General features: G+C 70.1%; 1 protein-coding gene. It reads left to right on the forward strand.

Going from position 1 to position 2,507, the window contains the following annotated elements; genetic code table 11:
* Positions 1-83: 83 nt before the first annotated feature.
* On the forward strand, positions 84-2,507 hold a 2,424-nt coding region (locus ACFU6K_RS36610; protein ID WP_380670599.1), incomplete at its 3' end, for a condensation domain-containing protein.

Below are 2,507 nucleotides of genomic sequence, written 5' to 3' on the forward strand. Positions count from 1 at the left end.
GTGTGGTGGGTGAGGTGTATGCGGCGGGGGCTGGTCTGGCGCACGGGTATGTGGGTCGGGCGGGGTTGACGGCGGAGCGGTTCGTGGCGAATCCGCTGGGTGTGGCGGGTGAACGGATGTACCGGACGGGTGACTTGGGTCGTTGGCGTGTGGACGGGGTGCTGGAGTATGTGGGGCGTGCGGACGACCAGGTGAAGATCCGGGGTTTCCGGGTCGAGCCGGGTGAGGTCGCGGCGGTGCTGTTGGCGCACGAGGCGGTGGCGCAAGCCGCCGTGGTGGCGCGCGAGGACCGGCCGGGAGACAAGCGCCTGGTCGGCTACGTGGTGCCGGTCGCGGGTAGGGAGGTCGATCCCGACGACCTGCGGCGTTTCGCCGTGGGCCGTCTGCCGCGTCACATGGTGCCGTCGGCGGTGGTGGTGCTGGAGGCGCTGCCGATCACGCCGAACGGCAAGCTGGACCAGCGTGCGCTGCCCGCGCCTGCCGCCACTGCCGTCGAGTCGAGTGGTCGGGCGCCGCGTTCCGCGCAGGAGGAGATCCTGTGCGCGGTGTTCGCGGAGGTGCTGGGCCTGCCGTCGGTGGGGATCGACGACGACTTCTTCGCCCTGGGCGGGCACTCGCTCCTCGCGGCCCGGCTGATCAGCCGGATCCGCAGCACCTTCGGCGCGGAGCTCGGCATCCGTGACCTGTTCGACGCGTCCACGGTCGTCGGCGTCGCCGAGAAGCTGAAGGAGGGGCGTCCGGCGCGTCCGGCGTTGGTGGCGGGGGAGCGGCCGGAGGTGCTGCCGCTGTCGTTCGCCCAGCAGCGGCTGTGGTTCCTGGACCAGTTGGAGGGGGCTTCCGCGACGTACAACAGTCCGTTCGCGTTCCGCCTGCACGGCGCGGTGGACGTCGAGGCGCTGCGGCAGGCGATCGGTGATGTGGTCGGCCGGCACGAGGCGCTGCGGACGGTCTATCCGGCGGTCGACGGCCGGCCCCGCCAGGTGGTGCTGCCCGTCGGGGAGGTCGAGGTGCCGTTCAGGGCCGAGCCGTGCACGGCGGAGGAGCTGGCGGAGCGGATCTCGGCCGAGGCCCTTGCCGCGTTCAACCTGTCCACCGGGCTGCCGTTGCGGGTGGTGCTGTTCAGGCTCGGCGAGGGTGAGTCGGTGCTGGTGGTGACCTTGCACCACATCGCGAGTGATGGTTGGTCGATGGAGCCGTTGTGGGAGGGGGTGGCGTCGGCGTATCGGGCTCGGTTGGCCGGGGTTGCTCCGGGGTGGTCGCCGTTGCCGGTGCAGTACGCCGATTACACGCTGTGGCAGCAGGGTCTGTTGGGCGGAGTCCTGGAGCGGCAGTTGGCGTACTGGTCGGAGGTGTTGCGGGATGCGCCGCAGGAGGTGGCGCTGCCGTTGGACCGGCCGCGGTCGGGGGTGGCTTCGCGTGCGGGTGGTCTGGTGGAGTTCGGGCTGGACGCGGGGCTGCACGCGGAGTTGGAGGGGTTGGCGCGTCGGCATGGTGTGACGCTGTTCATGGTGTTGCATGCGGGCCTGGCGGCTCTGTTGTCGCGGTTGGGCGCGGGGACGGACATTCCGATCGGCACGGTGGTGGCGGGGCGTTCGGACGAGGCGTTGGACGACCTGGTCGGGTTCTTCGTGAACACGCTGGTGCTGCGGACGGATGTGTCGGGTGCGCCGACCTTCGGTGAGCTGCTGGCTCGGGTCCGGGACACGGATCTGGCAGCGTTCACGCACCAGGACCTGCCGTTCGAGCGCCTGGTGGAGGAGCTGAACCCCGTCCGCTCGGCTTCGGTGCATCCGCTGTTCCAGGTGATGCTGGTCCTGCAGAACAACAGCCAGTGCAGTCTCCGACTCCCGGGCGTGGTCGTGGAGTCGGAGTGCCCGGTCGCCGCCCCGGCCCGGTTCGATCTCAACCTGAGCTTCTCCGAGCACCACGACGACGCCAACAGGCCGGCCGGTATCCGGGCCGAACTGCGCTACGCCGCCGACCTCTTCGATCACGACACCGTCACCACCTTCACGGAGCGCCTGCGTCAGGTGCTGGCCGCGATGGTCGCGGATCCGGGGCAGTTGGTGGGGTCGGTTGAGGTGTTGGTGGGTGGTGAGCGTGAGTTGATCGTGTCGGGGTGGGGTGGTGGTGGTGGGGGTCCGGTGCCGGTGGGGACGGTGTCGGGGTTGTTCGGGGAGCAGGTGGTGCGGGCTCCGGGTGCGGTGGCGGTGGTGGATGGTGATCGCCGGTTGTCGTACGGGGAGTTGGATGTTCTGTCGGATCGGATGGCTGCGCGGTTGGTGGAGTCCGGTCTGGTGCGGGGTGGGTTGGTGGGGGTCTGCCTGGGGCGTGGGGCGGATCTGGTGGTGGCGTTGTTGGGTGTGTTGAAGGCGGGTGGTGGTTACACGCTGTTGGATCCGGAGTTCCCGAGGGAGCGGTCGGCGTTGGTGGTGGCCGAGGCGGGTGTGGGTCTGGTGGTGTCGAGTTCGGGGCTGCGGGAGTCCGTCGACGGGATCGCCGAGCGT

Origin of the sequence: Kitasatospora sp. NPDC057512, from assembly GCF_042802135.1 — a bacterium.
Taxonomy (GTDB): domain Bacteria; phylum Actinomycetota; class Actinomycetes; order Streptomycetales; family Streptomycetaceae; genus Kitasatospora.